The sequence below is a fragment of the Mycobacterium sp. NPDC003449 genome, assembly GCF_053588415.1.
The window spans coordinates 1-3,578 of record NZ_JBSFPX010000337.1; the positions used below are offsets into that span (position 1 = coordinate 1).

The 3,578-nt window shown below is 67.4% G+C and carries 4 protein-coding genes; all 4 read right to left on the bottom strand.

What is annotated here, in order from left to right; all coding sequences use genetic code 11:
• Positions 1-89: 89 nt before the first annotated feature.
• Positions 90-1,160: a PhnD/SsuA/transferrin family substrate-binding protein gene (locus ACWDTP_RS37905; RefSeq protein WP_450028354.1), complete on the bottom strand. Its 1,071-nt coding sequence runs from the start codon at positions 1,158-1,160 to the stop codon at positions 90-92.
• Positions 1,161-1,179: 19 nt separating this feature from the next.
• Positions 1,180-1,932 (bottom strand): ABC transporter ATP-binding protein, encoded by a 753-nt coding sequence (locus ACWDTP_RS37910; protein WP_450028355.1) that lies wholly within the window; start codon positions 1,930-1,932, stop codon positions 1,180-1,182.
• Positions 1,919-2,782: an ABC transporter permease gene (locus tag ACWDTP_RS37915; RefSeq protein WP_450028356.1), complete on the bottom strand. Its 864-nt coding sequence runs from the start codon at positions 2,780-2,782 to the stop codon at positions 1,919-1,921. The genes ACWDTP_RS37910 and ACWDTP_RS37915 overlap by 14 nt, the downstream gene beginning before the upstream one ends.
• Positions 2,783-2,784: 2 nt before the next feature.
• On the bottom strand, positions 2,785-3,578 hold a 794-nt coding region (locus ACWDTP_RS37920; RefSeq protein ID WP_450028357.1), incomplete at its 5' end, for a TauD/TfdA dioxygenase family protein.

Consider the following 3,578-nt stretch of genomic DNA (forward strand, 5'->3'; position numbering starts at 1 on the left):
CCCATCAGTCACATAAGCAACATGCCTGGCAAATCCCAGTGTCACACAACGACACGCCGATCACCCAGGAAATAAGTGCGGCTGTAGTACTAGGATGTCAGCGACTTGGGTGTCACGTTGTCGAGCTGGTTCTGGGCGTTGACGATGTCGTTGTAGCGACCGTCGACATACGGTTTGAGATCGACATGGGATTTGGTGGTGCCGGTGCCGTGCAGGCCGTCGGCGACGGTTTGGAACAGCGCGGTGGATGCGGCGTCGATCGGGTAATAGGACGCGACGCCGTCCTCGTCGTAGAGCCGCCTGCCCTGGTCGAACGTGATGCCCTGCTGTTCAACGTAGTACGCGTTGATCCAGGCCTCGGCATGGGTGTCCTTCCAGTTGTTGGCCGCCACGGCCCGGCCCAGGTAATCACCGATGGCGGCCACCTTCGCCGGGTCGCCGAGGATGTCGCGGTGCACGATCAGCGTCTGGATGCCGGTGTTGATGCCCTTGCCGTCGCCGAGGATCGGCGGTTCACCCAACTGGTAGTACTGGTTGCCCAGCACGATCGCCGCTTCGACGGCTCCGGAGGCGAAGGTCGGGACAACCTCCGCCCCAGCCAGTTCCACCGGCTGAACATCGGTCCTGAGATCAAGACCGTGCCGTTTCAGCAGCGCCGCGGTGATCATATGCCTGCCCGAGCCGGGCGGATAGGCGACCCGCTTTCCACGCAGCTGCTCGATCGAGGTGATCCCGCTGTCGGGCCGGGCCACGAGATAGTAGCCGCCGCTGGTGCCCGGATTGGCCTGCAGGCCGACCGTCACCAGATCGGTCACCCCGCTGTCCACCGCGATCGGAACCGGCGCCTCCCCGATCGACCCGACATCGGCCGCACCGGACCGCAGCGCCTCGATCACCGCGGCGCCGCCACTGAAGTCGGCGAACTCGACTTGATAGGACGTGCCCTGGCCGGCATTGGCCAGGTTCCACGGCAGGGACTGTGTCGCGTTCTGCTCGGCGACGACGATCCTGGTTCCTTCCGGAACCTCACTGTGGCTGGCGATCCGGACCGTGTCGACGGCCTGGTCGGCATCGTCGTCGGTCAACCCGCACCCGCAGGCGAGCAGGGGCACCAACAGCAGTGCGGCGCACCGGCGCCGCCAGACGGCGATGAACGACACGTGGAAACCTCATTTCGGTTCAGGACTGGTCCGGCTCGACACCGAGCTGGGCGAGCAGACGCCTTCGGAGCGAGGCGAATTCGGCGGAATCACGCAGGCGCGGTTTGGGCACGGTGACCTCGACGTCCAGCGAGAGGACGCCGTCGGAGAGCACGATCACCCGGTCGGCCAGCACGATCGCCTCGTCGACATCGTGGGTGACGAGCAGGACCGCGGGGGTGTGCCGGCGATACAGTTCCAGCAGCAGACCGTGCATCTTGATCCTGGTGAGCGCGTCGAGCGCGCCGAATGGTTCGTCGAGCAGCAGCAGTTGCGGCTCGCGAACCAGCGCCCGGGCCAGCGCAACCCGCTGCGCCTCGCCGCCGGACAGCGTGCGCGGCCACACCTCGGCCTTGTCGGCGAGGTCGACCTCGGCGAGCGCGGCCCTGGCGCGGTCCCGCACCGGGGCGGTGGAAGGCAGGCCGATCACGACGTTGGCCAGGACCCGTTGCCACGGCAACAGCCGCGGATCCTGGAACACGATCGCCCGCCGCTGCGGGACCCGCAGCTGACCGTCGACATCGCCGTCGAGTGCAGCGAGTGCCCGCAGGAAGGTGCTCTTGCCCGAGCCGCTGCGCCCGAGCAACGCCACGAACTCGCCCGCCCGGATCCGCAGCTCAAGGCCGTCGAGAATGACGTTGTCGCCGAACCGTTTCCGGATGTCGGTGGCGATCACCACAGCATCGTCCGCCACCGCCTGAGCCGCCTCCGGCCCGGTGTCAGTCGCCGTCATAGGCCCGTCTCCAGGTCAGCAAGCGGGCCTCCAGGAACCGCACCACCAGGATCGACAGCAGGCCGAGGACCGCGTAGACCGCGATCAGCACGAACACCACGTCGATCTGGAAGTACTCGCGGGCATCGGTCATCATCCGGCCGAGCCCCTTCTTGGCGTTGATCGTCTCGGCGAAGATCAGCGACAACCAGGACGCGGTCAGCGCCAGGCGCAGGCCGATCAGGAATCCGGGCAACGAGCCGGGAAGGATCACCCGGCGGATCAGCTCGGCGCGCCCGGCGCCGAACGACCGTGCCGCCTCCACCAGGGCCGCGTCGACGCTGCGGATTGCGCTGAAGGTGTTGATGTAGATGGCGACCGCGACGGCCAGGGTGATCAGCACGATCTTGGGCACCTCGCTGATCCCGAACCACACGATGAGCAGCGGGACCAGGGCGAAGTTCGGAACCGCCCGCAGCACTTCCATATTCGCGTCGACGAAGTTCTCCCCCACCCGCGACAGCCCGGACAGCAGGGCCAGCACCAGCCCGAGGGCGATACCGAATGCCAGCCCGTAACCGACCCGCAGCAGGCTCGCGGTGAGGTGCTCCTGGAAGGATCCGTCGGCGATCAGACCCCACGCCGTGTGCAGCACCCGGCTCGGCGCGGGCACCGTGCGGGCGTCGAAGACGCCGGTCGTCGAGGCCAGCTGCCACGCCGCGACCAGCAGCACCGGACCGAGCAGACGCCGCACACCGCGTGGCACCCGCGGTGTGCGCTGGGCCCGGCGGACCGCGGTACGCGGGTCGACCAGTCCGTCCCCGGCCCAGGTCCGCGCGGCCCGTTCCGGCCAGGACAGCACCGTGGACATGATCAGGCGGCCCCGAAGTAGTCACCCGAAATCGACTCGGACGCAACACCGTCGGGTCCCACCGGAACGTCGCCGACCAGGGTGATCCGGTGCAGCACCCGGTCACCCTCGAGGTGTTCGAAGTCCTTGGGCGCCAGATGCAGCGCCGCGCGGTTGTCCCAGAAGGCCACGCTCGCGGGTTCCCACTTGAACCGGACCGAGTATTCCGGACGGGCGATCTCCTCGAACAGCAGGTCGAGGACGTGCCGGCTTTCGCGCGGAGCCAGATTGACGATCTCCCGGGTGAAGGACGGATTGACGTACAACACCCGCTCACCGGTTTCGGGATGCACCCGAACCACCGGGTGAATGGAGGCGAGCGGATTGTCGCGGACCAGATCGCCGATCTTCTCGGTGCTGCGTTCGGCCGATACCGCCGAACCGAACCGATGCTCGGCGCGCAGCTTGTCGACGAATGCCCGCACCGATTCCGAGAGCCCGGCGTATACCGCCGCGACATTGGTGAACTGGGTGTCACCACCGTAGGCGGGTACCGATTCGGCCCGCAGGATCGAATGTGACGGTGGATTGATCAGGGGTGTGACGTCGGCGTGCCAGCCGGGCCCGTTCGGGCTCTGCCGCCTGCGGTACCTGGTGCCGTACCGGTGGTCGTAGGCGGCCGGGGACACCGTATGTATCTGCGGGAAACCCGCTGGCGCGGAATCCCCTTCGTACGGGTGGCCGGGTGTCACATCGCCGAACTGGGCACCGAACGCGATCTGGGCGGCGTGGTCGAGGTTCTGGTCGCGGAAGAAGA

Excerpts from the sequence above, each read along its gene's own strand:
- ACWDTP_RS37915 (WP_450028356.1), bottom strand. The coding sequence starts at position 2,782 with ATGTCCACGGTGCTGTCCTGGCCGGAACGGGCCGCGCGGACCTGGGCC.
- ACWDTP_RS37910 (WP_450028355.1), bottom strand. The coding sequence starts at position 1,932 with ATGACGGCGACTGACACCGGGCCGGAGGCGGCTCAGGCGGTGGCGGAC.